19 protein-coding genes and 2 tRNA genes are annotated in these 23,862 nt (G+C 70.9%); 8 read left to right on the plus strand and 13 right to left on the minus strand.

The genetic code is table 11. The features are described from left to right. Window positions 1-113: 113 nt before the first annotated feature. Window positions 114-569 carry an ATP-binding protein gene (locus ACIBEF_RS01975; RefSeq protein WP_396790315.1) on the plus strand — a complete coding sequence of 152 codons (456 nt, stop codon included), beginning with the start codon at window positions 114-116 and terminating at the stop codon, window positions 567-569. Between the two features lie 698 nt (window positions 570-1,267). On the opposite strand, the gene ACIBEF_RS01980 is transcribed toward ACIBEF_RS01975, so the two are convergent. After that, the gene (locus ACIBEF_RS01980; RefSeq protein WP_091406120.1) at window positions 1,268-2,206 is read right to left on the minus strand and encodes a ribose-phosphate pyrophosphokinase; all 939 of its coding nucleotides are present in this window, start codon (window positions 2,204-2,206) and stop codon (window positions 1,268-1,270) included. A 101-nt stretch (window positions 2,207-2,307) separates the two neighbouring features. Between ACIBEF_RS01980 and glpK the strand changes: the two genes are divergently transcribed. Next, complete coding sequence (gene glpK, locus ACIBEF_RS01985) at window positions 2,308-3,792, plus strand: glycerol kinase GlpK (protein WP_396790317.1); 1,485 nt, start codon at window positions 2,308-2,310, stop codon at window positions 3,790-3,792. 5 nt (window positions 3,793-3,797) lie between these two features. On the opposite strand, the gene ACIBEF_RS01990 is transcribed toward glpK, so the two are convergent. Beyond that, window positions 3,798-4,631, minus strand: a complete 834-nt coding sequence (locus tag ACIBEF_RS01990) for a phosphoribosylaminoimidazolesuccinocarboxamide synthase (RefSeq protein ID WP_396790319.1) — start codon at window positions 4,629-4,631, stop codon at window positions 3,798-3,800. 137 nt (window positions 4,632-4,768) lie between these two features. Here ACIBEF_RS01990 and ACIBEF_RS01995 point away from each other — a divergent pair, with 137 nt between their 5' ends. Beyond that, window positions 4,769-6,124, plus strand: coding sequence for an ABC transporter substrate-binding protein (locus ACIBEF_RS01995; RefSeq protein WP_396790321.1), 1,356 nt, complete (start codon window positions 4,769-4,771; stop codon window positions 6,122-6,124). A 23-nt stretch (window positions 6,125-6,147) separates the two neighbouring features. Here ACIBEF_RS01995 and ACIBEF_RS02000 read toward each other — a convergent pair whose 3' ends face one another. Continuing rightward, window positions 6,148-6,396, minus strand: a complete 249-nt coding sequence (locus tag ACIBEF_RS02000) for a hypothetical protein (RefSeq protein ID WP_354943095.1) — start codon at window positions 6,394-6,396, stop codon at window positions 6,148-6,150. A 162-nt stretch (window positions 6,397-6,558) separates the two neighbouring features. Between ACIBEF_RS02000 and ACIBEF_RS02005 the strand changes: the two genes are divergently transcribed. Then, window positions 6,559-10,332: a S8 family serine peptidase gene (locus ACIBEF_RS02005; protein ID WP_396790323.1), complete on the plus strand. Its 3,774-nt coding sequence runs from the start codon at window positions 6,559-6,561 to the stop codon at window positions 10,330-10,332. Between the two features lie 118 nt (window positions 10,333-10,450). On the opposite strand, the gene ACIBEF_RS02010 is transcribed toward ACIBEF_RS02005, so the two are convergent. From ACIBEF_RS02010 to ACIBEF_RS02035, 6 genes are all read right to left on the minus strand, one after another. Then, window positions 10,451-10,527, minus strand: a tRNA-Met gene (locus tag ACIBEF_RS02010). A gap of 135 nt (window positions 10,528-10,662) precedes the next feature. Beyond that, a tRNA-Met gene (locus ACIBEF_RS02015) sits at window positions 10,663-10,736 on the minus strand. An 87-nt stretch (window positions 10,737-10,823) separates the two neighbouring features. Then, window positions 10,824-11,747 carry a hypothetical protein gene (locus ACIBEF_RS02020; RefSeq protein ID WP_396790325.1) on the minus strand — a complete coding sequence of 308 codons (924 nt, stop codon included), beginning with the start codon at window positions 11,745-11,747 and terminating at the stop codon, window positions 10,824-10,826. After that, window positions 11,737-12,246, minus strand: coding sequence for a SigE family RNA polymerase sigma factor (locus tag ACIBEF_RS02025; protein WP_396790327.1), 510 nt, complete (start codon window positions 12,244-12,246; stop codon window positions 11,737-11,739). Before ACIBEF_RS02025 ends, ACIBEF_RS02020 begins: the two co-directional genes overlap by 11 nt. A gap of 191 nt (window positions 12,247-12,437) precedes the next feature. After that, window positions 12,438-15,422, minus strand: coding sequence for a UPF0182 family protein (locus ACIBEF_RS02030; RefSeq protein ID WP_396790446.1), 2,985 nt, complete (start codon window positions 15,420-15,422; stop codon window positions 12,438-12,440). 96 nt (window positions 15,423-15,518) lie between these two features. Continuing rightward, a complete protein-coding gene (locus ACIBEF_RS02035; RefSeq protein ID WP_396790329.1) occupies window positions 15,519-16,532 on the minus strand; it encodes a PDZ domain-containing protein in 1,014 nt (337 codons plus the stop codon). Window positions 16,533-16,647: 115 nt separating this feature from the next. Here ACIBEF_RS02035 and ACIBEF_RS02040 point away from each other — a divergent pair, with 115 nt between their 5' ends. Continuing rightward, the gene (locus ACIBEF_RS02040; protein ID WP_357207135.1) at window positions 16,648-17,964 is read left to right on the plus strand and encodes a zinc-dependent metalloprotease; all 1,317 of its coding nucleotides are present in this window, start codon (window positions 16,648-16,650) and stop codon (window positions 17,962-17,964) included. 134 nt (window positions 17,965-18,098) lie between these two features. Here ACIBEF_RS02040 and ACIBEF_RS02045 read toward each other — a convergent pair whose 3' ends face one another. Continuing rightward, the gene (locus ACIBEF_RS02045; protein WP_396790332.1) at window positions 18,099-18,707 is read right to left on the minus strand and encodes a hypothetical protein; all 609 of its coding nucleotides are present in this window, start codon (window positions 18,705-18,707) and stop codon (window positions 18,099-18,101) included. 168 nt (window positions 18,708-18,875) lie between these two features. After that, entirely contained in the window at window positions 18,876-19,409 is a 534-nt protein-coding gene (locus tag ACIBEF_RS02050) for a M48 family metallopeptidase (RefSeq protein WP_396790334.1), read from the minus strand. Window positions 19,410-19,923: 514 nt separating this feature from the next. Between ACIBEF_RS02050 and ACIBEF_RS02055 the strand changes: the two genes are divergently transcribed. From ACIBEF_RS02055 to ACIBEF_RS02065, 3 genes are all read left to right on the plus strand, one after another. Next, the gene (locus ACIBEF_RS02055) at window positions 19,924-20,094 is read left to right on the plus strand and encodes a DUF5679 domain-containing protein (RefSeq protein WP_167457767.1); all 171 of its coding nucleotides are present in this window, start codon (window positions 19,924-19,926) and stop codon (window positions 20,092-20,094) included. Window positions 20,095-20,314: 220 nt separating this feature from the next. Further along, window positions 20,315-21,427: a TOMM precursor leader peptide-binding protein gene (locus ACIBEF_RS02060; protein WP_396790336.1), complete on the plus strand. Its 1,113-nt coding sequence runs from the start codon at window positions 20,315-20,317 to the stop codon at window positions 21,425-21,427. Continuing rightward, the gene (locus ACIBEF_RS02065; protein WP_355008183.1) at window positions 21,424-22,770 is read left to right on the plus strand and encodes an AarF/ABC1/UbiB kinase family protein; all 1,347 of its coding nucleotides are present in this window, start codon (window positions 21,424-21,426) and stop codon (window positions 22,768-22,770) included. The genes ACIBEF_RS02060 and ACIBEF_RS02065 overlap by 4 nt, the downstream gene beginning before the upstream one ends. Window positions 22,771-23,110: 340 nt before the next feature. Here ACIBEF_RS02065 and ACIBEF_RS02070 read toward each other — a convergent pair whose 3' ends face one another. Together ACIBEF_RS02070 and ACIBEF_RS02075 are read right to left on the minus strand one after the other, a co-directional pair. After that, window positions 23,111-23,476, minus strand: coding sequence for a WhiB family transcriptional regulator (locus tag ACIBEF_RS02070; RefSeq protein ID WP_030490434.1), 366 nt, complete (start codon window positions 23,474-23,476; stop codon window positions 23,111-23,113). A 130-nt stretch (window positions 23,477-23,606) separates the two neighbouring features. Next, the gene (locus tag ACIBEF_RS02075) at window positions 23,607-23,822 is read right to left on the minus strand and encodes a hypothetical protein (RefSeq protein WP_387352725.1); all 216 of its coding nucleotides are present in this window, start codon (window positions 23,820-23,822) and stop codon (window positions 23,607-23,609) included. Window positions 23,823-23,862: the final 40 nt, after the last annotated feature.

Raw genomic sequence — 23,862 nt, forward strand, 5'->3', positions numbered from 1 at the left:
CAGGATGCCACAACCGGGGCGGCACACGGCGACCAGCGAGTGCGGTTCAGTAAACCCTGACGTACGGTGGAAAAGCCGCGAATTACTCCGAGATGTGCCGCCGGGACGGGCCCATGACAAACGCAGATCCGCACGCACCGCGTACGGTTGTGCCCATCGAACCTGCCCTCCTGATCGCCGAAGCCTTTGACCAGGCCCAGGTGACCGAGATTCGACACTCGGTCACCTCCTGCGCGCATGCCTCCGGCCTCAGCGGCCAACGGCTGGACGACTTCGTGCTCGCGATCAACGAATTGATCACCAATGCGGTGCGGCACGGCGGCGGGCGCGGCTGGCTGCGACTCTGGCACGAGTCGGGTGCGCTGGTCTGCGAGGTCGCCGATCACGGGCACGGGATCAGCCCGCAACGACTGGGCGACCGCAGTCGGCCCGCCCCGGACACCGCCGGCGGCTGGGGCCTGTGGCTGGCCCGCGAGCTGACCGACGCGATGGAGGTGGCCACCGGCACCGCCGGCACCACCGTCCGCATAACCGCCGGCCTGACCAGCCACAACCACACCCCGCACTAACCCACCCCGGCCTGACCGGCCCCGGCTTGACCGCCCCGGCCCGCCTCGCCCCCGCACGGCCCGCCTCGCCCCCGCACGGCCCGCCTCGCCCCCGCACGGCCCGCCTCGCCCCCGCACGGCCCGCCTCGGCTCGCCCCGCCCTGCCTCGGTCCACCTCGCCCCGCCTCGCGTCGCCCCGCCTCGCCTCGGCCCGCCCCGCTTCGGCCCGCCCCGCTTCGGCCCGCCCCGCCCTGCGTGCCTCGGCCCGGCCTCGCCCCGCCTCGCGTCGCCTCGCGTCGCCTCGCGTCGGCCCGCCCCGCCCCGACCCGGCCCGCGGCCCAACGATCATGGAGTTGTGGTGGGGGACAAAGTCCTCGAATAATGCCAGACCGGCACCACAACTCCATGATCCACCGCACCTGGCCCGCGATCTTGCACTTACTGTCCCGACATCGCTGGCAATCCACGCTTTTCGACATCCGAAACTGCAAGATCGGCGGAGGCAGGTGCGGCACGGGCGCGGCGCGCGCCGGGGCGCGGGGTTGCGCGGGGCAGGGCGCAAAGCGCGCGGGGCAGGGCGCAAAGCGCGCGGGCCGGGCGCAAAAGCACGCGGGGCCGGGCGCAAAAGCACGCGGGGCCGGGCGCAAAAGCACGCGGGGCCGGGCGCAAAAGCACGCGGGGCCGGGCGCACGGCGCGCAGGACGGAGGGCGGGTTGGGGTCAGGCGAAGAGGGCGGAGACGGATTCTCCGTTGTGGATTCGGCGCGTCGCCTCGGCCAGGGCGGGGGCCACCGACAGGACCTGCAGCTTGGGGACCCGCTTGGCGGCCGGGATGGGCACGGTGTTGGTGCAGACGATCTCCAGGACGCCGTCCTGGTCGCTGAGCCGCTGCAACGCGTCGCCGGAGAAGAGGCCGTGCGTGCAGGCGAGCCGGATCGACCGGACCTTCAGGCCGCGCAGATGCTCCATCAGTTCGACCACCGTGCTGCCCTTGGCGATCTCGTCGTCCAGCACGATGACATCCCGGTCGGTCACGTCACCGATCACCGCGCTGATCTTGACCAGGTCGTCGCTGAACCGCTGCTTCGCCCCGGCCGCGACCGGAGTGCCGAGCAGCCGGGCGAAGGCTGCGGCCTCCTTGGCGTTGCCCAGGTCGGGCGAGACCACCACGGTGTTGCTGAGGTCGTAGCGCCGGAAATGGGTGGCCAGTTCCCGCAGCGCGTGCAGGTGATCCACCGGAACGCTGAAGAAGCCGTGCACCTGCGGCGAGTGCAGGGTCATCGCGAGCACCCGGTCCGCCCCGGCCGAGGTGAGCAGGTCGGCGACGAGCCGCGCGCCGATCGAGATCCGTGGGGCGTCCTTCTTGTCCGACCGGGCGTACGCGTAGTGCGGCAGCACCACGGTGATCCGACCGGCGGAGGCCCCCCGGGCGGCGTCGATCATCAGTAGTAGCTCGACCAGGTGCTCCTGCACCGGCGGCACCAACGGCTGGATCAGGAAGACGTCCCGCTCCCGGCAGTTGGCCTGCAACTGGACTTCCAGACAGTCGTTCGCGAACCGGGAGACCCGCACCGGGTGCAGCGGCACCCCCAGGTGGGCGCAGATCTCGGCAGCCAGGTCGGGATGGGCGGTTCCACTGAAAACTGCGATGTCGCGCACGTTCGCACATCGTAGGGGAAGCCGACAGCCTCCGACGGCAGCGGGCCGGAACCCACCGCGACGCCTGTCGCGCCGCGCTGCCGTCCGGGTACGGTGCTGCGGTGACCCCCCAGTACGTCGCCGCCATCGACCAGGGCACCACTTCCTCGCGGTGCATCGTCTTCGACCGGGCCGGGGACATCGTCGCCGTGGCCCAGCGCGAGCACCGGCAGATCTTCCCCCGACCGGGGTGGGTGGAGCACGACGCCGAAGAGATCTGGGACAACGTCGAGCAGGTGGTCGCCGAGGCGCTGCGGGCCGCCGGCACCGACGCGTCCGGGCTGGCCGCTGTCGGCATCACCAACCAGCGGGAGACCACTGTCGTCTGGGACCGGGCCACCGGCCGCCCGGTGGCCAACGCCATCGTCTGGCAGGACACCCGGACGGGGCCGCTGCTGCGCGAGCTTGCGTCGGCGTACGGCGAGGAGCGGTTCCGGGCCCGCACGGGCCTGCCGCTGGCCACCTATTTCGCCGGGCCGAAGCTGCGCTGGCTGCTCGACGAGGTCGAGGGCCTGCGTGAGCGTGCCGACCGCGGCGAGGTGCTCTTCGGCACCATGGACAGCTGGCTGATCTGGAAGCTGACCGGCGAGCACGTCACCGACGTGACCAACGCCAGCCGGACCATGCTGATGGACCTCACGACCCTCGACTGGGCGCCGGATCTGCTGGACGCGATGGGTGTTCCGGCGGCGATGCTGCCGGAGATCCGCTGCTCCGCGGAGGTGTACGGCACGGCGAGCGGGGTGCTCGCCGGGGTGCCGGTGGCCAGTGCGCTCGGCGACCAGCAGGCCGCCCTGTTCGGGCAGACCTGTTTCCAGCCGGGTGAGGCGAAGTGCACCTACGGCACCGGCAGCTTCCTGCTGCTCAACACCGGCGCCACCCCGGTCCCGTCGACGCACGGTCTGCTCACCACCGTCGCCTACCGGATCAAGGACCAACCACCGGCGTACGCCCTCGAAGGCGCCATAGCGGTCACCGGCTCGCTGGTGCAGTGGCTGCGGGACAACCTCGGGCTGATCTCCACGGCCGCCGAGGTGGAGGAGTTGGCCCGCACCGTGGACGACAACGGCGGTTGCTACGTGGTGCCGGCGTTCTCAGGGCTGTTCGCCCCGCACTGGCGCAGCGACGCCCGAGGGGTCATCGCGGGCCTGACCGGTTACATCACCAAGGGACATCTGGCGCGTGCGGCGCTGGAGGCGTCGGCGTGGCAGACCCGCGAGGTGGTCGACGCGATGAACGCCGACTCGGATGTGGCGCTGCGTCGTCTCCGGGTGGACGGCGGGATGACCGCGAACGGTCTGCTCATGCAGTTCCTCGCCGATGTGCTCGACGTGCCGGTGGTCCGTTCCCGGATCACCGAGACCACCTGCCTGGGTGCCGCGTACGCGGCCGGTCTGGCGGTCGGCTTCTGGCCGGACCTGGCCACTCTGCGGGCGCAGTGGCGCTCCGACGCGCAGTGGGAGCCAGCCATGGCTCCGGACCTGCGTGAGAAAGAGCTGCACCAGTGGCGCAAGGCGGTGCAGCGCACCCTCGACTGGGTGGAGTGAGCCGGTCACTCCCAGCGGTTGCCGGTGAGCTTCTCGTAGACGTCGATGTAGCGGGCCCGGGTCGCCTCGACCACCTCGGCCGGCATGTCCGGGGCGGGGGCCTGCTTGTTCCAGCCGCTGCCGGTGGCCCAGTCCCGCACGTACTGCTTGTCGTAGGAGAACTGCACCCGGCCCGGCTGGTACGACTCGGCGGGCCAGAAACGCGACGAGTCGGAGGTGAGCAGTTCGTCGGCGAGGACCAGGGTGCCGTCCGGCGCCCAACCCAGCTCGATCTTGGTGTCGGCGACGAGGATGCCCCGGTCGGCGGCCAGCTCGGCGCCGCGCCGGTAGACGTCGATGGTGATCTGCCGGAGCCGCTCGGCGGTGGCCTGACCCACCTTGTCCACCACGTCGTCGTACGTGATGGGCTCGTCGTGCTCGCCGGCCGGGGCCTTGCTCGACGGCGTGAAGATCGGCTCGGGCAGGATCGACGCCTCGCCGAGCCCTCGCGGCAGCTCCACGCCGGAGACCGCGCCGCTCTTCTCGTACTCCCGCAGACCGCCGCCGGTCAGGTATCCGCGGGCGACGCATTCGACCGGGAGCATGTCCAGCCGCTGGCAGCGGATGGCCCGCCCGGCGAACTCGGCGGGCACGTCGGTGGCCGAGATGACGTGGTTCGGCACGAGGTCGGCGAGCTGCTCGAACCACCAGAGCGAGAGCGCGGTGAGCAGACGGCCCTTGTCCGGGATCGGCGTCGGCAGCGCCACGTCGTAGATCGAGATGCGATCCGAGGCCACCAGGATCAGGTCGTCGCCGTCGGCGTAGACGTCCCGGACCTTGCCCGAGTGCAGAAGTTCCACGCGCCCTAGTACACCACGCGAGATCGCGGGGCCTGATTCGACCACCCGGCCGAGGGTGACCGGACGGACGTTGACACCTTCGTGTGCTGCCTGCGTGAATGGTCCGACCGCCACCCCCGTAGGTCCAGGAGAGCCCCGTGCCCGTTGTTCGACCCTCGCTCGACCGCCTCGGGGCCGACCCGGGCCGGCGCCGACTGCTCAGCGCGCTGCTCGGCGCTCCTCTGCTCGCGTCCGGCGGGCTGGCGGGGTGCAGTGACGACGCCGCCACCTCGACCCAGGACGGGCCCGTCGAGCTGTCGGTCTTCTGGTGGGGTGGCACCAAGCGGGCCGAGCTCACCGAGAAGGCGCTGCGGCTCTACTCGGATCGCAACCCCCGGGTCACCTTTCGGGTCACCTGGCAGGGCGCCGACGGCTACTACGACCGGCTGGCCACCCAGGCGGGTGGCGGGAACGTACCGGACCTGATCCAGATCGACGACGCCATGCTGACCGAGTACACCCAACGTCAGGTCATTCTCGACCTCACCGACCACCACCTGGATCTTCGGGGCCTGCCGGAGGGTCTGATCCGCTACGGCACGGTGGAGGAGCGGACGATGGCGGTGGCCGCGGGGCAGACCCACGCCGTGGTGGTGTTCAACCGGGACCTGCTGCGGGAGCTGGAGATGCCGGAGCCCCGCGCCGGGATGACCTGGCCCGACTACATCTCCTGGGCCACGCAGGTCACCGAGGCCAGCGACCGCCGGGTGGCCGGCACGATGGACGGTTCGGGCGACTACCGGGCACTCTGGCTCTGGTTGCGGTCGCAGGGCGGCGAGTTCTACCGGGGCAACCAGCTCGGCTTCGGCGCGGACGAGCTGATCGCGTGGTTCGAGTTGTGGCAGCGGGCCCGGCGGGACCGGGCCACGCCGAGCGCGGCCCTGGTCGAGCAGGCCGACAGCGGCGAGCCGGCCCGGCAACTGGTGGTGAGCGGCGCGACGGCGGCGTCCTTCGCCTGGTCGCACCAGCTACCGGAGCTTCAGCGACTCACCGAGTCCGAGTTGGGCATCGTCGGCTTCCCCGGCCCGCCGGGGGCTCAGTGGGCACGAGCGTCGATGTACTGGGCGGGGTTCCGGGGCACCCGCCACCCAAACACGGTCGCCGACGTGATCAACTTTCTGACCACCAATGGTGAGGTCGGCGCCGTTCTCGGCCACGAACGTGGGCTGAACGCCAGTGCCCAGGTCCGCCGTTACGCCGAGGGCAGCATCACCGACCCGGCCCAGCGACGTGCCGCCGAGTTCGGTGCCAGCATCGCCGACCTGCTCGGGCCGGCGCCGGCGCCGCCACCCCAGGGGCACGCCAAGGTGCGCACCCTGCTGGTCGCCGCCGCCGAGCGGATCCGCGTCAAGCGTGACGGCACCCGCGAGGCCACCGCGCGTTTCCTGTCCCAGGCCATCGCGGCCCTGGCGGCGGTGAGCACCGGCGGCCAGACCGGAACCGGCCGCTGGTGACCCTCCGGCGTCTCCGGACCTCGTCAGCGCGGCGGACCACCCCGGCGGTTGCGCATCAGACGCAACACCAGGAACACGACGATCGCGACCACGACCAGGCAGCAGAGCAGCGGGAGCACCCCGAAGCCGCTACGGCCCCGCCGCCGGGCGGCCTCCACCACGATCTCGCCGGTGCCCGTGGACGCCCAGGCTGCGACCGGCACGAAGACCGCCAGTACGACCGCACCGAAGACCGCGCTCAGGCGGCCCCACCACTTACCGAATGAAGACATGTGCCCATCCTCGCCGAAGGGCGCAACCTCGGCACGTCGGTCCACGCCGAATCACGGAACCGGATGGTGCGGAAGCTCCCGGCCGACGCGCAACGCGCTCGCAACGTCCCGGCAAAGATGATGATCTTTACATGAATGTCTCGAGGTGATCGGATTCGCCTCATGCTCACCTCTTTAGGCAGTGCGCGGATCTCTCGCACCCGAAGATCTGCGGCGGCAGCGGTCGGCGTCACAGTCGTCGCCGCTCTCCTCACCCCCACGGCGGCGCACGGCGCCCCACCACCCCCACCGCCGCCGACGAGACCCGCTCCGAGCGGCGACGCGGACCGCACCCCCGTCACGGTCACTCTGATCACCGGCGACCGGGTGACGGTGACCCCGGGCGTCCACGGCGCAACCGAAACGGTGGACGTCAAGCGCGCCCCGGGCGCCACCGGCTCCGTACGCGTCTCCACTGAGGGCCGGGACACCTACGTGTACCCGGACGAGGCGTTGCCGTACCTCGCCACCGGTCGACTCGACAAGCAGCTGTTCGACGTCACCCAGCTCATCGCCCAGGGCTACGACGACGCGCGGAGCGCCGAACTTCCCCTGATCGTCACCCGCACGACGGGTGCGGCGAAGCTCAGGACCGGCACCACGCTGCCGGGCGCGCGGACCACGCAGGAGCTGCCCTCCGTCAGTGGTGAGGCGATCCGCACCCGCCGGTCGCAGGCGGCGGACTTCTGGTCGGCCCTCACCAGTGGACAGTCACCGACCGGCCGCAGCGCTGCCACCCCGGCGCCCTCCTTCGCAGCCGGCGTCGACAAGGTGTGGCTCGACGGCAAGGCGAAGGCCACCCTGACCGACACCACCGCCCAGATCGGCGCGCCCGCGGCGTGGGCCGCGGGTGGCACCGGCAGCGGCGTCCGGGTCGCCGTCCTGGACAGCGGGGTGGACACCACCCACCCGGATCTCGCCGACCAGGTGGTGGCCTCCCGAAGCTTCATCACCGGCCAGGACGTGATCGACCGGAACGGGCACGGCACCCACACCGCGTCCACCGTCGCCGGGACGGGCGCCGCCTCCGGCGGCAGGGAACGGGGCGTGGCCCCCGACGCCGACCTGGTGATCGGCAAGGTCCTCGACGAGTACGGCAGCGGGTCCATCTCGGGGATCATCGCGGGCATGGAGTGGGCGGCACGGGCCGAGCACGCCAAAGTGATCAACATGAGCCTCGGCGTGAGCGCCTGGCACACCCAGGACGACCCGCTGAGCCAGGCCGTCAACCAGTTGACCGCCGAGACGGGTGCGCTCTTCGTCGTGGCCGCCGGCAACAGCGGACCGGACCCGTACACCCTCGGTGCGCCGGGCACCGCGGACGCCGCGCTGACCATCGGCGCGGTGGACACCACCGACCACCTGGCGGGCTTCTCCAGCGTCGGGCCACGGATGAACGACGAGGCCCTCAAGCCCGACATGACCGCTCCCGGGGTGGATGTGCTGGCGGCACGCTCGCAGCACATCCCCTGGGGTGAGGGCTACTACTACACCGACAGTGGAACCTCGATGGCAGCGCCGCACGTCGCCGGGGCGGCCGCCCTGCTGGTGCAGAAGCACCCGACCTGGAGCGCGCGGCAGCTCAAGGACGCGCTGATGGGCACCAGCGTCCGCACGCCCGACTACGACGCCTACCAGGCCGGCAGCGGTCGGTTGAACGTCGCCGCCGCCTACCACCAGGACCAGGTCGTCGCGTCCGGGTCGGTGGACGCCGGACTCGTCGGTTGGGGCAGCGCGCCACAGCCGATCACGCGGACGATCACCTACACCAACACGACTGACGGCCCGATCGCGTTGGACCTCTCCGTCGATCACGGCACCGCCCCCGCGCGGACGTTCACGGCAACCGCCGACCGCGTCACGGTGCCCGCTCGGGCCAGCGCGACGGTCGACGTCGTGGTGGCCCCGGCGGGCCTCTCCCCCGGCAGGTACTCCGCCCAGGTCACCGCCCGCTTCGCCGCCGGCGAGGTGCACACGGCCGTCGGGGTCGCCGTCGAGTCCAAGAAGTACGACCTCACCATCCACCTGAAGGACCGCGCCGGCCGGCCCATGAGCGGCGAGGTCGAGGTCGTCAACGCCGAGACCGGCTCCGCCTTCATGTGGGTGCCGGACGGAAAGCTCACCGCCCGCCTGACGCCCGGCTCGTACACCGTCGTCACGGCGGCGGACGTGGAGGGTCTGCACGGGCCCCGCTCTCTCGGGCTCGCGATGCTGACCGCTCCCGAGGTCGACCTGACGACCAACCGGGTAGTGGAACTCGACGCCGCGCGGGCCCGCCAGGTGAAGGTGGCCACGCCCCAGCCGACCGCCGTCGTCAACAGCAGGATCGACGTCTACCGCTCCTTCACCTCGAGCGAGCCGACACCCACCGACTGGAGCGCCCTGCGGGAGACGTTCTGGCCGGGTGCCGCCTACGACAGCCTGTGGGCCCTGCCGACCAGGGACAAGGTCGGCAAGGGCAGCTTCGTCTTCACCACCCGGATCCGTGCCGCGCAGACGCCGCTGGCGATCAGCTACCGGGGCCGGCACCTCAGCGGCCCGCTCGCGCAGCCCGGTTCGCCGCCGCTGCCCGACGGCACCTCGCGCCTGGACGCCGTCTTCGCGGGCGTCGGCGGCACCGCCGACTACGCGGGCGTCTCCGCCCGCGGCAAGGCCGTGGTCGTCCGCGTCGACGACTCGGTGACCCCCACGGACCGGGCAGCGGCGGCGCACACCGCCGGCGCGGCGATGCTCGTCGTGGTCAACGACCGCGCGGGTCGCCGGAGCGAGTGGTACGGCAACTCCGATGCCGTGACGACCGGACCGATCCCGGTGGCCTCGGTGACCATGGACGATGGCGAGGCATTGATCCAGAAGATCACCGCCGCCGGCCGCAACCCGGTCCGACTGGCAGTGGTCGCCCACCCTCGGGCGAAGTACCTGTACGACCTTGTGGACTACCACAGTGGCGGGGTACCGAAGGACCCGTCCGCCAAGACCGACCCGCGCAACCTCGCCCGGATCGATCTCACCTTCTCCCCGCCCCCGGGCAAGCAGTCCAGCGAGACCCGGATGGACTTCCCGCCGTACGAGTACGCCGCGGCACGGCCGTTCCCGTTCGAGCCGGTAGCGCCGGGGCCGCGTACCGACTGGGTCTCCGCGGGTGGCGGCATCAAGTGGATGCAGTACGCCGACGTCGCCGACTGGGCGCGGTCCAACACGGAGGCCATCGCCTACCGGCCGGGCAGCGTCCAGAAGGACCGCTGGTTCGGGCCCATCACCCGGCCACGGATGCTCAGCACCGAGATCCCGTTCCGTGGTGAGACCGCCATGAGCGCCTACATCCAGGGCTTCGGTGACGCGGGCGCCGCCCACAGCGGCGGTGCCAGCATGTCGCAGATCGCCACGTTCTATCAGGGCGACAAGCAGCTGACCCAGTTCAACGGCTGGCCGGAGATCGGCGCGGGTGACCTGTCGCCGGAGAAGCTGCCGTACCGACTGGTCGTCGACACCTTGGGCAAGCCCGAGTTCAGCCCGTACTCGACCGCCACGCACACCGAGTGGAGCTTCATCTCCGGCGGCACCACCGAGGTGCAGGCCATCCCGTTGGTCCAGCTGGACTACGGGACGGACGTGGACTTCGCGGGTCGGACGAAGCGCCGAACCGACTTCTCGATCACGCCCGTGGTGGTGGGCAGCACCGCGGCTCGGGACGCCGTGTCGTCACTCGAGTTGGAGATCTCCTACGACGACGGGGTGACCTGGAAGCGGCAGGACCTGCGGGAGAACAAGGGAACCTGGCAGGCGTCGTTGAACGCGCCGAACCGGGCCGACTTCGTGTCCATCCGGGTCACCGCCAAGCAGCGCAACGGTGGTGGCGTCACCCAGAGCGTCACCCGGGCCTTCGGCCTGCGGTAGAACCCGACGGGGGTCGGTGCCGACGAGGTGCCGGCCCCTGCGGGCCCTTCGCGTCTGACAGCGGCACCATACAGGTCCGGCCCCCACAGTGTGGGGGCCGGACCTGTATCACTTTCAGTGGTAGCGGGGACAGGATTTGAACCTGCGACCTCTGGGTTATGAGCCCAGCGAGCTACCGAGCTGCTCCACCCCGCGTCGACTGGTTAAGACTAACTCACCCGTTCCGGGCGATGATCAGTGGGGTCGCCATCCGCTGTTGCCGGCACCCCGGAATGTCGAAAGCCCGCCTCCGGTGAACCGGAGACGGGCTTCGAACTGGTGTTTCTCTCGTAGCGGGGACAGGATTTGAACCTGCGACCTCTGGGTTATGAGCCCAGCGAGCTACCGAGCTGCTCCACCCCGCGTCGGTTCGCTAACCGTAGCGCACCAACCCGGGACACCGCAAAGCGACTCCGATACCGCCGACACGGACAGCTCTGACCTGGGCGTTGTCAGTCGAGCCAGTTCTCGATCGCCGCGACCGCCCGTCGACTGTCAGCATCGACCTGGGACCGAACGGCAGCGGTGTGCTCCCAACCCTGCTCCCAGAGCACCGTCACCACGTCCCCGACCCGGACCGCCCGGACCAGCCGAACCTCTTCCGTACCCGGCTCGCCCATCCCGTCCGGCATCGGAGCCCGCATCTCGAACAGCACCGACCCGTCCCCGTACGCCCCCGAGGCCAGCAGCCGCTGTCGCCACGTCCTGTTGTCGTCGGGCAGCTTCTGGTCGGGGCAGCCGCGCACTGCCTGCCGCAGCTCCCGCAACGCGTCGTCGGCGCGACCTGCCCGGTAGATGGTGATCGTGTGCCGGTAACTACCGTCCGGCACGTGCCCCGTCGGCGTCTCCGGCATCTTGTAGGCCAGGTAGCGACCACGGCGTTGGACCACGGCCGAGTCGCTGGGCAGGCGCGCACCGCACAGCGCCGGCAGTGCCGGACCCTCCCCCGAGGATTCCAGTCCGGTCCGATTCGGGGCCGCCAGCAGGAAGAAGGCGCGGTCCGGGATCGAGGTGGGCGGCCGAGGTGCCGCCGGTCTGGTGGTGATCGGCTGCGACGGCGTACCGCTCGGGGTGGTCCGCGACGGCGGCGGTGCCGAGGGAGTCGGCGAGGGTGACGGCAGGGAGGTCGCCGTCGCCCCGGTCGGCGGCGGGCCAGGGATGTCGGCGGGCGGCGGTGCGGAACCATCCGCCGGGTACGCCAGCCGGCCACCGACGACCACCCCGCCCACGAGCAGCGCCACCGCGAGCGTCGAAGCGGCCACCCGTGCTCGGGCCCGCCGGTCGGCGAACCGCCGGAGGGACTCGGGGCGGGTCAGCTCGTACCCGTCCGCGACGGTGCCGAGCGACCGGTACAGGTCAGAGAGTTCAACTGACATCGTTTGCCTCCAACTCCACGACGCTGAGGTCGGGCAGCAGCGCGGCCAGCCGGGACCGGCCCCGGGACAGCCAGGACTTCACGGTGCCGACCGGCACGTCGGTCTCCCGGGCGATCTCCTCGACGGACATGTCGAAGAGGTAGTGCAGGGCCAGTGCCTGCCGGTGCGTGGCGGGCAACTGCCGGAGCGCTCCGACCAGGAGCACCCCGTCCTCGCTGGGCGGGGGTGCGACCGCCGGCGGTCCCGTACGGCTCAGCACCGCCCGCCAACGGTGCAGGCGCCGCCAGCGGTCGGTCGCCAGCCGGGCCACCACGAGCCGCAGCCACGCCTCCGGTGCCGGATGCGACGACAGTCGCCCCCACTGCCGCCAGGCCCGGGTGTACGCCTCCTGCACCAGGTCCTGCGCCTCACCGTGGTCGCCAGCGACCGCGTAGCCGTACCGCAGCGTCCGGCGGGCGGTGCTGCGGTAGAAGTCATCGAAGCTCTGCGCGTCCCGCACGACTGTTCCCCCTCGTCCCCACCCCGTTGCAGTGAGGACGGCGGACCGGCACCGCAGGTTGCGGGCCCGGGCGGTGCTGTCGGTGACGTGACAGATACGTACAGATCAGGCCAACGGCCGAACCCCCGTCGCTCGGACCTGATGCGGTCCGAGCGACGGGGGCTCGGGGAGGAACTGCGTGCGGTGGCGGGTCAGCCTCCGGCACTCGGGCTGGCACCCGGCGCACCAGCGGCCTGCTGCGCCTGCTGGAACGCGGTGAGCGCCTCGTCGAGGGCCTTCAGCGCACGCCCGTACCGCTCGAAGTCGCCCGACGTCTGCGCGGCCCGGACCTCGGTGATCGCGGTCTGCACCCGGTCCGCGGCGGCAGCCAGGTCACCGGTCGGCGGTGGCGTGCCGGCGCTCGGGGTCGGCGTTGGCGCCGCCGTCCCCGAAGGCGTCGGAGTCGGCGTCGGAGTCGTCGGGTTGCCCCCGGTCGTCGGCGGCGGCGACGTGCCCTGGCCGGCCTTCTTACCCTGCTCGACCAACTGCTTGATGCCGTCGTTGATGTTGTCGGCGAGCGCCACGAAGGAGCCGCCGTCACCGTACGAGAGCAGCACCTTCTGCAACAGCGGGTACGCGTCCTGCTGGTTGCTCTTCACGTAGACCGGCTCGACGTAGAGCATCCCGTCGGCGAAGGGCAACGAGAGCAGGTTGCCGTACTGCACCTGCGCCTGGTTGCTGGAGAGCAGGTTGAGCTGCTGACGGATGTTCGCGTTGTTGGTCATCTGCTGGTGCACCTGCACCGGGCCGGAGATCCGGGTCTGATCCGGCAACTCCAGCACCTCCAGCCGGGGCTTCCCGTCGACGTACGACCCGGAGATCAGCGCGGCGAGGTTCTGCCGGCCGTTCGGGGTTACCGCCGAGGTGAGCTGGAACCGGGGGCTCTCCTGCCCGGGGAACTGGGTGAAGAGGTAGTACGGGGGCTGCTTCTGACCGCTGTCCGGGGCGTCCGGCACGTTGGGCACCTGCCAGAAGTCCTGTGCGGAGTAGAAGTCACCCGGGTTCGTCACGTGGAACTTGGTGAGCAGGTTGCGCTGCACCTTGAACATGTCCGCCGGGTAACGCAGGTGCTCGCTCAGCTCGACCGGGATCTCCGCCTTCGGCAGCACCAGGTCACCGCCGAACGCCTTGTTCCACGCCTTGAGCACCGGGTCGGTGTCGTCGTACTCGTAGAGCTTCACGGTGCCGTCGTACGCGTCGACGGTGGCCTTCACCGAGTTGCGCATGTAGTTGACGTCTTCGCGGGCCAGCTGGAAGGTGCCCCGGTTGGTCAACTCGTCGGTGGTCTCGGTCTGCAGGTTGACCCGCTCCGCGTACGGGTAGGAGGCCGCCGTGGTGTAGCCGTCCACGATCCACTGCACCCGACCGTCGACCACTGCCGGGTACGGGTCGCCGTCCAGGGTGAGGAACGGCGCGACCTTCTCCACCCGGTCGCGCGGGTTGCGCACGTAGAGCAGCTTGGAGTCCTTGTTGACCGCCTCGGAGAGCAGGAAGTTCGACTCCTGCTCCTTGATGGCGTACAGCAGCCGTCGGGTGAAGGAGCCGATCTCCACGCCGCCCTCACCGGTGTAGGTGTAGGACTCGCCGCCGCCCTCACCGACCGGCCTGTCGAACTCGGCCTTCTTGTTCGGGTCGGACTGCCCGACGATGGCGTAGTCGTCGGCCGCCATCCGCTCGCCGTAGTAGATGCGCGGCTGCTTGGCCGGAATCTGCTCGGTCTGCGAGGAGCACGCCTCCTGGGTCTTCTCGCCGAGGAAGCCGGAGACGAAGAACGGCTGCCCGCCACAGACCACCTGGTTGGCCGGGGCGGCCACCAGCCCGTACCCGTGGGTGTAGACGGTGTGCCGGTTGATCCAGGTGTTCTGCTGGTCGGTCAGCTCGCCGTAGTTGATCTCCCGGACGCCGACCACGTAGTCGGAGACCTTGCCGTTCACCCCGTACCTGTCGATGTCCAGCTTCGGACCGAAGTCGTAGAAGCCACGCACCTGCTGGAGCTGGGTGTACGTCTCGCTGACCAACTGCGGGTCGAGCAGCCGCACGTTCGACACCACCGACGTGTCGGTGGCCAGGTTCGCTGGTGGTTGGAGGTTGCTCGCCGCGTACGGGGTCGTCTCGGTGGCCCCCAACCCGAACGCCGCCCGCGTCGCGTCGATGCTGCGCTGGATGTACGGCGCTTCCTTGTCCTTGGCGCTCGGCTTGACCTCGAAGGTCTGCACCGCCCAGGGGTAGATGCCGCCGATGGCCACCGCGGACACGCCGAGCAGCGCCAGCGAGATCCCCGGCCAGACCAGGTTGCGCATCCAGGCGTTGGAGAACACGAGGATCGCGATGGCCACCACGATCGAGATGTAGGCGAGGATCTCCTTCGCCGGCAGCAACGCGTTGACGTCGGCGTAGCCGGCGCCGTACAACTTGGCGCCCTCGTTGTACTCCAGCAGCATGGCCCGCCGGTCCAACACGTACGCGATCGCCTTCAACAGCACGAAGACCGCGACCAGCGTGCTCAGGTGCGCGCGGGCCGCGTTGCTCATCCGGTCGCCGACGCCCTGCAGGCGGACCCCGCCGAAGAGGTAGTGCACCGCCAGCGCGCCGATCACGGCCAGCACCACAGCGGTGAAGGCGACCCCGAGCAGGTAACGCCAGAACGGCAGTTGGAAGACGTAGAAGCCGATGTCGACCCCGAACTCCGGGTCCTTGATGCCGAAGTCACCGCCGTTGCGGAACAGCAGCCACTGGTTCCAGCGGTTCTGTGCGGAGAGACCGGCGAAGAGCCCGACCACCGCGGCGGTCAGCGAGATCCAGGTGCCGAGACGCGGGCTGAGCAGCATCCGGTAGCGCTCGAGGGTCGCCTGCTCGACCGAGTGCGGACGCAGTCGCGGACGCAACCGGTAGGCCAGCCACAGGTTGCCACCGACGATCACCGCCATGCCGAGGCCGATGGCGAGGAAGAGCACCAGCCGGGTGAGCAGGACGCCGGTGAAGACCTCGGTGTAGCGGACCTCGTCGAACCAGAGCCAGTCGGTCCACGCCTGGACACCCCAGCCGAGCAGGGTGAAGAGCACGAACACCCCGACCAGGACCGCGATGGTGACGCGCCCGCGCCGGCTCATCCTCGGAAGGGGGCTGCTGCTACGCATGACCACTGTTGGCTCCGCACGCTCGATATGATCGGCTCCGACCAGGCACCCAGAGTACGGGGTGTTCCTGAGCGTGTCGGGGCACGGTCACATCGGTCAGCAACGCGTCGGCTGACCACCCGCGCGCAACGTCTCCAGAGCGGTCATCGCCTCGTCCAACGAGCCCACCCGCAACAGCGGCAGATCGGGCTGCGGATTGCGGACCGCCTCCGCGCAGTTGTCCGCCGGCACCAGGAAGACCTTCGCCCCGGCGCGCTTGGCACCGACCAGCTTCTGGGCGATCCCACCGATCGGCCCGACGGCGCCCTCGTCGTCGATGGTGCCGGTGCCGGCGATGATCTTACCGCCGGTGAGATCGGCCGGGGTCAACTTGTCCACGATCCCCAGAGCGAACATCAGACCGGCGCTCGGCCCACCGATGTCCCCCAGGTCGATGCCGAGCGTGAACGGGTGCGGCTGCTGCTGATCGATCTCGACACCGATCCGCGGCCGGCCGTCCTGCTCCTGACTGGTCACCGTCGCGGTGGCCGGCGCGCCGTCCCGGGTGTAGCCGATGGTCAACGCCGTACCCGCCGGCTTGGCGCGGACCAGCTCGGTGACCTTCGCCGCCACCGGCACCGGCTGGCCGTCGACCGAGGTGATCAGATCGCCGACCTTCAGCGCACCGGCCGCCGGGCCGTCCCCGGCCACCGTCTTGATCACCACCTGCACCGGAAAGCCCAGCTCCCGCAGCGCTGCGGTCTCCGCACTGGTCTGCGACGCCTTGAAGTCCTCGGCGTTGCGCTGCTCGACCTGCTCCGTCGACTCCCCCGGCGGGTAGACCAGCTCACGCGGCACCACCGCCTCGTCGTCGGAGAACCAGCCCGCGATGGCCCCCCGCAACCGCACCGAGGGTTGCACCCCCACGGTGGTGAGCCGCAACTGGCCGGCCGAGGTCGAGGTCTCCCGACCGGAGACCTGGATGACCTCCTTGCCGTCGGTCGTACCGAGGGTGTTGACGGTCGGCCCCGGGCCCAGCACCACGTACGGAATCGGCACCCGGAGCACCCCGATGCTCAGCAGGGCGGTGAACAGGGCACCGAGCAGGACCGTCAGGCCACGACGTCTCATGCCGCAGAGCGTACCGACCGGTTGCGGCCCGCCCGCTGGATGCGCCGCGCGACTTCGCCCTCAGCGCAACGCCAGCGGCGGCTACCTGGGGCGCGGTCCGCGTACCGTAGATGTCGTGCCTGATATTCCGTTCGGTTTCGCGCTCCCGGGTGGGCAACCACCAGACCCCAACGATCCCGCGCAGATGCAGCAGTTCATGTCGCAGTTGCAGCACCTGCTCTCCGCGCCGGGCAGCGGGCCGGTCAACTGGGACCTGGCCCGGCAGGTAGCAGCCAGTCAGCTCGCGGCCGCCGGTGACCCGGCGGTGTCGATGTACGAGCGCAACGCGGTCGAGGAGGCGCTCCGCCTCGCCGACCTGTGGTTGGAGCCCGCCTCGGCGTGGCCCACCGGCATCCAGAACCCCGTTGCGTGGAACCGCAACGAGTGGATCTTCAAGACGCTGGACGTGTGGCGCAAGCTCTGCGACCCCGTCGCCAGCCGGATGGTCGGCGCGATGGGCGACCTGGTGCCACCGGAGGCGCGCGCCCAGCTCGGCCCGATGCAGTCGATGGTGGCCTCCCTCGGTGGCGCGCTCTTCGGCGGTCAGCTGGGCCAGGCCCTCGGCTCGCTCGCCGCGGAGGTGCTCTCCGCCGGCGACATCGGGCTGCCGCTCGGCCCGGCCGGCACGGCCGCGCTGATCCCGGCCAACATCCGGGCGTACGGCGAGGGCCTGGAGCTGCCCGAGGACGAGGTCCGCCTCTACGTGGCGCTGCGCGAGGCCGCCCACCAGCGGCTGTTCCAGCACGTCCCGTGGCTGCGTGGGCATGTGCTCAGCGCTGTCGAGATGTACGCCTCGGGCATCCGGGTCAACCGGGAGGCGATCGAGGAGGCGATGGGCCGGGTCGACCCGACCGACCCCGAGTCGATGCAGGCGATCGCCCTGGAGGGCATCTTCACCCCGGAGGACACCCCGGCGCAGAAGGCCTCACTGGCCCGCCTGGAAACCGCACTCGCCCTGGTCGAGGGCTGGGTGTGCCACGTCGTCGACAGCGCCGCCAGCGACCGGCTGCCGAACGTCGTCCGGCTGGGCGAGGCGTTCCGCCGTCGCCGGGCCGCCGGCGGTCCCGCCGAGCAGACCTTCGCCGCGCTGGTCGGTCTGGAACTGCGGCCCCGCCGACTGCGGGAGGCCGCGGCGCTCTGGGCCGCGCTCACCGAGCACCGTGGCATCGAGGGCCGCGACGCCGTCTGGGGCCACCCGGACCTGCTCCCGTCGGACGACGACTTCGCCGATCCGGTCGCCTTCGCGATGAACGACATGGATCTCAGCGAGCTGGACAGCTTCGACTTCACCGCCCCCGGCGGGGTGGAGGAGAAGGCCCCCGGCCAGTCGGATCAGTCGGGGCGGCCCGGTCCGTCCGACGAGACCGACGGCGAAGGCGACGCCAGGTCCTGACCCCCGCCCATTGACGGCCTGCGCCGCGGGTGCCCGCAGATCCACAGCGGGCACCCGCGGCGTGTTCGGCGGTGCCGCCGGTTCAGGTGGGTCGGCCCGGAGAGGTTCAGGTGGGTCGGCCCACCCGGAGAGGTTCAGGTGGGTCGGCCCGCCCCGGAGAGCAGGGCGCGGGTCGCTTCCCAGCCCTCGAAGGCCGGGTCGAGCGTGGCCAGGTCAGCCGGGCCGCGCAGTCGTCGCCAGCCGGTGGTGACCGCCACGTCACCCGGGCGCGGGGCGTTGGCGCGCGCCTCAGCCGGCGTCGCCGTGTCCAACTCCAGCGTCGGCAGCCAGTCGGGCGCGGGCAGTCGTACCGCGACCCCGAGCAGACCCGGGCCACCGCCCTCGACCGGAGCCACCGCGACCGGCCGGCTGGTGAGGGGGCGAAGCAGCTTGCCGACGGTCAGGGCGGGCAGGTCGGGCACGTCACTGACCAGCACGGCAGCCTGGTCGTACCCCTCCAGCGCGGCGAAGACGGCGTTCGGCGTCGGCTCGGCCACCTCGTACACCGCCGTTCCGGGCCACACCAGCACATCGGCCAGGGCCCGGTCGGCCGGGGTCACCGCGACCGCGACCTCCACCTCGTTGAGTGTGGCGAACAGGTCGATGACGTCTTCCGCCAGCGCCGCTCGCCACTGCGCCAGGTCGACGCCGGGCGGCGACCAGTGCACCGGCCCGAGCAACGCCACCACCACCCGTCGCGCCATCCCCCGACCCTAGCGCCCCACCCCGAACGGCCACCCCACCCGGCCCGTCCCATCCGGCGGGGCTTGACCCGATGATCGACTCGACTTCCCTGAAGTCGCGGTGTCCCGAGGCCGTCGACAGCGCGGTATTCAGACATGCGAGTGGATCTTCGGGGCGACAGTGTGGGGTCAGGTGGGGACTGGCGCGCAGGAGGAGGCGGCGGCGACCCCTTCGAGGTAGCCGCGGGCGCGTTCCGACTTCGGGTAGCGACCGACGAGCGCCCAGAACCGGGCGTTGTGGCTGGGCACGATGAGGTGCGCCAACTCGTGCAGCAACACGTAGTCGATCACCCATTCGGGCATCTCCTGGACGCGGTGGGAGATGCGGATGCTGCGGTCCGCCGGCGTGCAGGAGCCCCACCGACCGTTCTGGTTGGTGACCCATCTGACGCTGGCCGGCACCGCCTTCGAGGCGTACCCGGCGAGGTAGAGGTCGATGAGCCGGTTGGCGCGGGCCAGCAACTCGTCGTCGGACCGGGCGAGGCGCCCCTCCCGGGCGGCGAGCCGGGCGAGCATCCGGTCGACCCACTCGCTCTCCTCGGCACGGGAGAACTGGTCGGGGATGAGGACGACCACTCGCTCACCGTCACGGTACGCGGACACCGTGCGTCGTCGACGCTGACTGCGTCGCACCTCGACGACCGGCTTGCGCGTCCCCGCCATCACTGGGCCGCGCAGCCTCGACTACGTGTCACGAAGGAAAGCTAATGCCCACTGACCAGGGGACCGCAAGGGTCAACCGCACGACACGCGCCCAGAAAATGGTGATTGGTCGCCAGGCGTCCCGAAAATTTCTTGACCGCAGCGCCATCACGCCGTCTCGTCACCCTTGGTGAACGCCGACAGCGCCGGTCCTCCGCACATCTCCTACCGTAGGTGATCACCGCCTCGGACGCGCTGCGGAGGTACCCGCACGGGTGGCTGTCAGGGTTTGGTCGGCGTGTCCCCGCCAAACTGACTTATCCGACCTATTTCGCCATGCACACTCTCGACGTCGACTTGCTCACAGTGTCGATGCACAGCTGACATGGAACTGCCCAGACCTGGGTAGGGTCCGCGGACCAGCGGTCACGAAAGGTGGCCGCGGAGTGAGACCCAGCGCCGGCGCCCCGTGTGGCCCGCCGCCGGGCACCCCGCCGGGACGGTTTTGACCGGTGGACGAGACGAGGAGGGCACCGTGGCCGACCAGGCCCAGACGACCTACAACGGTTACTGCGTGAAGTGCAAGGAGAAGCGGGACTTCGAGGGGCACGTCGAGGTCTCGAAGACCGGAATGAACATGGCCAAGGGCAAGTGTCCGGTATGCGGTACAACAGTGAACCGCATCCTGGGCAAGGCCAAGGTCTGACCCCAACGGGTGAACGGGGGTGGGGTGGCCGGATGGTCACCCCACCCCCGTTGCCAGATCGGGAGTGGTGACACCGCCGCGGTAGCCTGTCGGGTGGCCGACAACAGGCGGGAAGGGCTGTGGAAAACTCGTGAAATCCTGTGGATAGCGCTGGATAGCGGCCTGACCGCCTGTGGACAACGATCGACCGAACGCGAAGACGTGGTCACGATTCGTGACCATGAGCCGCACCGTACTGCCCCGCCCCACCCTGCTGCCCGGCCTCAACCGGCTCTGGCGGGACCGACACACCCTCCAACTCGGCGTTGGCCCCGGGCCGGCCGCCCTACTGGAGTTGGCCAACCCCCGCGCCGCCCACCTGCTCGACCTGCTCGACGGCACCCGCAGTGAGCGGGCCGTGCTGATCCAGGCGGCTTCCGCCCAGGTCAGCGCCGACGACGCGCGTACCCTGCTCGACACCCTGCGGGCCGCCGGCCTGTTGGTGGCCGCGCACAGCCTGCTCCCCCGCGACCTGACCGGCCCACTCCGCGCCCGGCTCGCGGCGGAGGCGGGCGCGCTGGCCCTGGCCGCCGCCCGACTGCCCGGCACCCCCGCGCAGGTCCTGCGGAGGCGGCGGGCGGCCCGCGTCCTGCTCACCGGTGCGGGGGCGCTCGGCGGGCCGCTGACCGTGGCACTGGCCCAGTCCGGCGTAGGGCAGGTGATTCCCCAGCTCACCGGCTCGGTGCGCCCCGTCGATCTGGTCGGCACGGGCATCCCCGCCGCCGAGCTGGGTCGGCCGCTCGCACCGGCGGTGCGGGCCGCGGTCAACCGCGTCGCACCCGGCACCGGCACCCGTCCGAGCCGCGCCGGGCGGATCGACCTGGTGATCCAGCTCGGCACGGACCGGCCCCCGGCGCTGCTGGCCGCCGGTCTCGCCCAGCGCCGACAGCCGCACCTGCTGGTCACACTGCGCGAGGGCGTCCCGGTGATCGGGCCGTTGGTCCGCCCACCCGCCGGGCCCTGCCTGCACTGCGTCGAGCTGCACCGTGCCGACCGCGACCCGGACTGGCCCCGGCTCGCCGCGCAACTCGCCGCCGCCGAGCCGGTGACCGCCGCAACGACCGGCGCGCTGCTCGTCGCCTGCGGGTACGCCCTGGCCGAAGCGCTGACGCAGCTGGACGGCGGCCACCCGGAGACGCTGGGCAGCGCCTTGGAAATCACCGGTGCCGGCCGTTTCCGTCGTCGGGGCTGGCCGCCACACCCGGCGTGTGCGTGCTCGCGAGGGCGAGTGTCCGCACCAGCCCAGCCGCAGAGCAGCAGCGGGGCCCTCCGGTCGGTAACAATGACCGGGTGACCGACATCCCGCGCCGCGCCGTGTCCCGCACCGCCAAGCTCGCCGCCCTGCCGCTCGGCTTCGCCGGCCGGACCGTTCTCGGGATGGGCAAGCGCGTCACCGGGCTGGCCTCCGACGTGATCTCCGCGGAGATTCAGCAGCGCACCGCCGAGCAGCTGTTCAGCGTGCTGGGCCAGCTCAAGGGCGGGGCGATGAAGTTCGGCCAGGCGCTGTCGGTCTTCGAGGCCGCGTTGCCGGAGGAGATCGCCGCGCCCTACCGGCAGGCGCTGACGAAGTTGCAGGAGGCGGCGCCACCACTGCCGGCCGCTAGCGTGCACAAGGTGCTGGCCGAGCAGCTCGGCCCCGACTGGCGGGACCTGTTCGTCGAGTTCAACGACGTCCCGGCCGCCGCCGCGAGCATCGGTCAGGTGCACCGGGCGCGGTGGCGCGAGCCGGGCTTCGACGAGTCGGGCGAACCGAACAGCCGCGACGTGGCAGTCAAGATCCAGTATCCGGGGGCCGGCGACGCCCTGCTCGCCGACCTCAAGCAGCTCTCCCGACTGGGCGGAATGTTCCGGGCCATCCAGCCCGGCCTGGACGTCAAGCCGCTCCTCGCCGAGCTGCGCGAACGGATCACCGAGGAGTTGGACTACGAGTTGGAGGCCGAGTCGCAGCGCACCTTCGCCGCCGCGTACGCCGACGACCCGGAGATCTACATTCCGGAGGTGATCAATGCCTCGCCCCGCGTGCTGGTCACCGAATGGGTGACCGGCACCCCGCTGGCCGACATCATCCGCGAGGGCACCGAGGAGGATCGGGACGAGGCGGGTCGGTTGATGGCCACCCTGCACCTCTCCGCACCGCAACGGGCCGGGCTGCTGCACGCCGACCCGCACCCGGGAAACTTCCGGCTGCTGCCCGACGGTCGACTCGGGGTGATCGACTTCGGTGCGGTGGCCCGGATGCCGGAGGGCACCCCGGAGCCGATCGGTCGTATCGCCGCGACGGCGCTGCGCGGCGATGCCGACGAGGTCGTGGCGGGGCTGCGGTCGGAGGGGTTCATCGGCTCGGCCGAGGAGATCGACGCCGAGGGGGTGCTCGACTTCATCCGCCCCATGCTGGAGCCCATAGCGGCGGACGGCTTCCGGTTCACCCGGGCCTGGCTACGGGCCGAGGCGGGTCGACTGGCCAGCCCTCGCTCCCCCACGTACCAGCTGAGCAGGCAGCTCAACCTGCCACCGTCGTACCTGCTGATCCACCGGGTGACGCTCGGGTCGATCGGGGTGCTCTGCCAGTTGGAGGCGAAGGCGCCGTACCGCAGCATCCTGGAGCGCTGGCTGCCCGGTTTCGCCCCGGTCGCCTGACCGTCGAGGCCCGGGGCGGCTGATCACGTCGGGGCCCGGGCGGCTGAGCACATGGGGAAGGGCGGGTGCCATTCGGCACCCGCCCTTCCGCGTGGGGTGGTACTAGAGAACGCCCAGGTCGCGGGCCGCCTTGTTGCGGCTGGTCATGGCGACGGTACGGGCGGATCGGGTTGCCTCAGTGCTCGTGGTGGTACGACCGGCCTGAGGCCGGCGCATTCGAGCCCGGGTCAACGCTTCGTGGAGTAGTTGCATCTCGAAGGCTCCACTCGGAACGTTCAACATCGTCTTCTCACTCACTGCCGGTGTGCCACCGGCGTAGTTGGAACGGGTCGGGAACATGTCAGGCTGCCAGCCGGACCGCGCCACGCACCTCGGACAGCCCACTGGCCGCCAGGCGCGCCTCGGCCTCGACCCGAAGCTCGGCGTCACGGGCGACGTCCTCCTTACGCGGACGGCCGCGGGGCCGCTTACGCGGGACAACCGCGCCACGCTCAAAGATCTCGCCGCCCCAGACGCCCCACGGCTCCGCTCGCTCAACGGCTCCGGCCAGGCATTCGACACGCAGCGGGCAGTCCCCGCAGAGTGACTTGGCCAGCTCGAGCTCGGTGGGCGAGTCGGAGAACCACAGGTCGGGGTCGAACTTCCGGCAGGGCAGGTTCGCCTCCATCTCGACGCTCATGTCGAGGGGGGCCAACGCCAGACTCATCTCCCGGTCACCTCTCTCTCACTTCGATCTCGTGGATCGCATTCCGACGTACTTACGGCGGGCAAAAAACTGAGGCCGCGGATCCCGGTAAGCGGGTTCCGCGGCCTCGAGGTGAGCCGGAGTCTGATGGTCAGACCGGTTTACCTCGAGGTGGAACGCCGCGGACATCCATGCGCTTCTTGGCGACCCGGATGCCATTGCCCGTGAAGCCACTGGTCCCCTCGACTCCGACGGGCGCGACGGTCAGGGTCAGCTCGGCCTGAACCTGGTGCACCTGTGGAACCGACGGTCGTGCAGCCGCAAGGGCCACCCGGACAGCCGACAACGGAGCGCAGACAGACGGCATCGCCGCCAGACGCTCATAGGTGAAGATCTTCACGGGTGCC

This window comes from Micromonospora sp. NPDC050795 (assembly GCF_044456785.1).
Classification (GTDB): Bacteria; Actinomycetota; Actinomycetes; order Mycobacteriales; family Micromonosporaceae; genus Micromonospora.

What these genes read in the sequence shown, in the direction of transcription:
- ACIBEF_RS01975 (WP_396790315.1), top strand. Translation starts at nt 114, where the DNA reads ATGACAAACGCAGATCCGCACGCACCGCGTACGGTTGTGCCCATCGAA.
- ACIBEF_RS02000 (WP_354943095.1), bottom strand. Translation starts at nt 6,396, where the DNA reads ATGTCTTCATTCGGTAAGTGGTGGGGCCGCCTGAGCGCGGTCTTCGGT.
- ACIBEF_RS02005 (WP_396790323.1), top strand. Translation starts at nt 6,559, where the DNA reads ATGCTCACCTCTTTAGGCAGTGCGCGGATCTCTCGCACCCGAAGATCT.
- ACIBEF_RS02020 (WP_396790325.1), bottom strand. Translation starts at nt 11,747, where the DNA reads ATGTCAGTTGAACTCTCTGACCTGTACCGGTCGCTCGGCACCGTCGCG.
- ACIBEF_RS02030 (WP_396790446.1), bottom strand. Translation starts at nt 15,422, where the DNA reads ATGCGTAGCAGCAGCCCCCTTCCGAGGATGAGCCGGCGCGGGCGCGTC.
- ACIBEF_RS02035 (WP_396790329.1), bottom strand. Translation starts at nt 16,532, where the DNA reads ATGAGACGTCGTGGCCTGACGGTCCTGCTCGGTGCCCTGTTCACCGCC.
- ACIBEF_RS02045 (WP_396790332.1), bottom strand. Translation starts at nt 18,707, where the DNA reads ATGGCGCGACGGGTGGTGGTGGCGTTGCTCGGGCCGGTGCACTGGTCG.
- ACIBEF_RS02050 (WP_396790334.1), bottom strand. Translation starts at nt 19,409, where the DNA reads ATGGCGGGGACGCGCAAGCCGGTCGTCGAGGTGCGACGCAGTCAGCGT.
- ACIBEF_RS02060 (WP_396790336.1), top strand. Translation starts at nt 20,315, where the DNA reads ATGAGCCGCACCGTACTGCCCCGCCCCACCCTGCTGCCCGGCCTCAAC.
- ACIBEF_RS02070 (WP_030490434.1), bottom strand. Translation starts at nt 23,476, where the DNA reads ATGAGTCTGGCGTTGGCCCCCCTCGACATGAGCGTCGAGATGGAGGCG.
- ACIBEF_RS02075 (WP_387352725.1), bottom strand. Translation starts at nt 23,822, where the DNA reads ATGCCGTCTGTCTGCGCTCCGTTGTCGGCTGTCCGGGTGGCCCTTGCG.